Annotated in this window: 4 protein-coding genes and 1 pseudogene; 2 read left to right on the top strand and 3 right to left on the bottom strand. The window is 70.5% G+C overall.

Features of this window, described 5'->3' with window-relative positions; all coding sequences use genetic code 11:
* Positions 1–140 (bottom strand): annotated as a pseudogene (locus tag FNH05_RS39670) (dUTP diphosphatase); the annotation flags it as partial.
* Positions 141–164: 24 nt separating this feature from the next.
* On the opposite strand from FNH05_RS39670, the gene FNH05_RS35710 reads away from it, so the two are divergent.
* Positions 165–662, top strand: a complete 498-nt coding sequence (locus FNH05_RS35710) for a DUF3093 domain-containing protein (protein WP_425458525.1) — start codon at positions 165–167, stop codon at positions 660–662.
* A 71-nt stretch (positions 663–733) separates the two neighbouring features.
* On the opposite strand, the gene FNH05_RS35705 is transcribed toward FNH05_RS35710, so the two are convergent.
* Positions 734–1042, bottom strand: a complete 309-nt coding sequence (locus FNH05_RS35705; protein WP_144593259.1) for a DUF4193 domain-containing protein — start codon at positions 1040–1042, stop codon at positions 734–736.
* 401 nt (positions 1043–1443) lie between these two features.
* Here FNH05_RS35705 and cei point away from each other — a divergent pair, with 401 nt between their 5' ends.
* Positions 1444–2121 (top strand): envelope integrity protein Cei, encoded by a 678-nt coding sequence (gene cei, locus FNH05_RS35700; RefSeq protein WP_144593258.1) that lies wholly within the window; start codon positions 1444–1446, stop codon positions 2119–2121.
* Positions 2122–2255: 134 nt separating this feature from the next.
* Here cei and FNH05_RS35695 read toward each other — a convergent pair.
* Positions 2256–2780 (bottom strand): inositol monophosphatase family protein (locus FNH05_RS35695; RefSeq protein WP_144593257.1); only part of this gene is annotated, 525 nt, incomplete at its 5' end.

Below are 2780 nucleotides of genomic sequence, written 5' to 3'. Positions count from 1 at the left end.
CCGACCACGGCCCGCTCCCCCGGCGCGAGTTCCACATCGCTGGTGGTCACGAGATCGGCGCCGGCGTCGCCGGGCCGGGCGTAGCCGGGCACGGGAACATCCGGATCGAGACGGGTAAGCAGGACCTGCACGGAGGGCACGGGCGGCGAGACTACCCTGAAGGCGTGGCTGAGAGCGCAAGTACGGCCGGTGCGCCGGTGAACCAGGACCGCGGAGCCGACCGCACGCTGCACGCGGAGCGGCTGTACGTACCTTGGTGGGGCTGGCCGCTGCCGCTGCTCGCGGCGGTACTGCTGGCCGCCGAAGTCCACATGGGATACCCGGGCGTGCGGGCCTGGCTGCCCTATGTGGTGCTGGTCCCCCTGATGATCGCCTGGCTGGTCTCGATGAGCCGGACCAAGGTCGAGGTCACCGAGACCGAGTTGCGCGTGGGCAAGGCCCACCTGCCGCTGCGGTTCGCGGGCGAGGCCGAGGTGATCGGCCGCGACCGCAAGCGCAAGGCGCTCGGACCCGAACTCGACCCCGCCGCCTTCGTCGTCCATCGCGGCTGGGTCGGCCCGGTGGTGCGGGTGCACCTCACCGACCCGGACGATCCGACCCCGTACTGGGTGTTCAGCACCCGCAAGCCCGAGGCCGTGGCCGCCCTGCTGCGGAAGCGGTAGCCCAGGCCGCACTCACGGTCGCCCGTGAGCGCGCCCTCGCGACGTTCGCCGTAACCGGACTTCGACCTGGTTCACGCACAGTCGCGGCAGATCATCTGGCCGTTGTGCTCCTCGGCCAGACGACTGCGGTGATGCACCAGGAAGCACACGGAGCAGGTGAACTCGTCCGCCTGCTTCGGCACCACCTTGACGGTCAGGTCTTCACCCGAGAGTCCCGACAGATCCGCGCCCGGGAGTTCGAAGTTCTCCGCGGACGCGTCCTCGTCGACGTCCACAACCCCGGACTGGTTCTCGTTCCGCCTGGCCTTCAGCTCCTCCAACGAGTCTTCGGCCAGCTCGTCGGCCTCGCTGCGGCGCGGAGCGTCGTAGTCGGTCGCCATTGTCCTTCACCCCTGCGATAGCTTCGATGTTGATTCTCCGGGCTCGCGATACACCTCCGCGCGCCCTTCGTGCCGCTGGACAACGTTCCAGCGCCCCTGTTTGTGCCCGGCGCCGTAGTGAGTCGGGTCTCTCTTCGGCGAGTGGTGTGGGGACCCTGATCTACGGCTGGAGCCCGCAGAGGGTAGCTCACCACATACCCAGAGCTGCAACGGGTTAGACCACGGCGCGCCGACCTCACCCCCGAGGGGGAGATCCGAGGGGGAAAATCCCAGGTGGACCGCCTAGTCAGACCCACTCGAGAGGCGGTTTGGGCGTTGGTGCACTGTAACGCTTACGCTGATCAGGTGCGACGGTCCAGGCAGCGGGGACGGTCGGCGGAGTCGGGAAGGATGTCGGGCTGGTGGCGTCGGGGATCGGGCTGGGCAACCGCAAGAAGCGGGGCTATCGCAGACGTCGTCCACTACCCGCAATGATCTTCATCGGGGTACTCGGCCTGGTCGCGATGGTGATCTGGGTGCGGGCGATCACCAGCCGGGCGGACATCGACGCGGTACTGCGCTGCGACCCGGGACCGACCCCCGCCCAGGGCATGACCTTCACCTCACTGAGCCACTCCGCGCTCGACGACATCGCGCCGGTCCCGCCGGACAAGGTCGCGGTCAAGGTGCTCAACGCGAGCCAGCTGCGCGGCCAGGCCGCGATCACCACGGAAGGGCTGCGCGAGCTCGGCTTCACGCAGATCGCACAGCCGGAGAACGACCCGTACTACCCGAAGGACACCGCGGCCAAGTGCCGCGGCCAGATCCGCTTCGGCGACAACGGCGTGTCCGCGGCCCGCACGCTCAGCCTCGTGCTGCCGTGCGTCGAACTGGTCAAGGACACCAGGGCCGATGCCTCGGTGGACCTGTCCATCGGCGGCACCTTCGGCGACATCCGGCCCACCCAGCAGGCGCGCCAGATCCTGCAGCAGTTGCAGACCTGGTCCACCCAGCATCCCAACGGCAACGAGCAGTCCGCGCCGGGCTCGCCGGTGCTGGACCCGGCTTTGCTCACCGCCGCCCGCAACGTCGCCTGCTGAGCTCCGCGATACGGCTGTGAAGGGGCCCCGGTGTGAGCCGTGAAGGGTCCCTTCACGGTCGGATCGGCTGTGAAGGGACCCTTCACGGCAATGCGCGGCCCCCGCGGCTTTCGGCGATAGGGCGTGGTGGGTGGCTAGACGTCCTGGGCGCCGGAGGCGACGAGGACGTCGCGCAGCGGGCCCGCGATGCCGGGTGCGGCGGCGAAGGTCGCGTCGGCGCCCAGGCCGGGGTCCTCCCCGGGCAGGCTGACCAGCGCGCCGGCCTCGGCCGCGACCAGCGCACCGGCGGCCCAGTCCCAGCGGTGCAGCCCGTGCTCGAAGTAGGCGTCCGTCCAGCCCGCCGCGACGGCGCACAGGTCCAGCGACGCCGCGCCCGGCCGCCGGATGTCCCGGACGTGCCCGAGCAGGTTCGCGATCACCCGGGCCTGGCGTTCACGGCGCTCGGCCCCGTAGGAGAAACCCGTGGCGACGAGGGTGAGGTCAAGCCGGTCCGCCGACGAGACGCGCAGCGGGCGCCCGTCGAGCCACGCGCCCTGACCGCGCACCGCACTCCAGCAGCGGCCGTCGACCGGCTCCACGACCGCCCCGGCGACCGAAACCCCGTCGATCTGCGCGGCCACCGACACCGCGAAAGCCGGTGAGCCGTACAGGAAGTTGAC

The sequence above is a fragment of the Amycolatopsis rhizosphaerae genome (assembly GCF_007713715.1).
Taxonomy (GTDB): Bacteria; Actinomycetota; Actinomycetes; order Mycobacteriales; family Pseudonocardiaceae; genus Amycolatopsis_E; species Amycolatopsis_E rhizosphaerae.
This window is presented reverse-complemented; position numbering and strand designations above follow the sequence as displayed.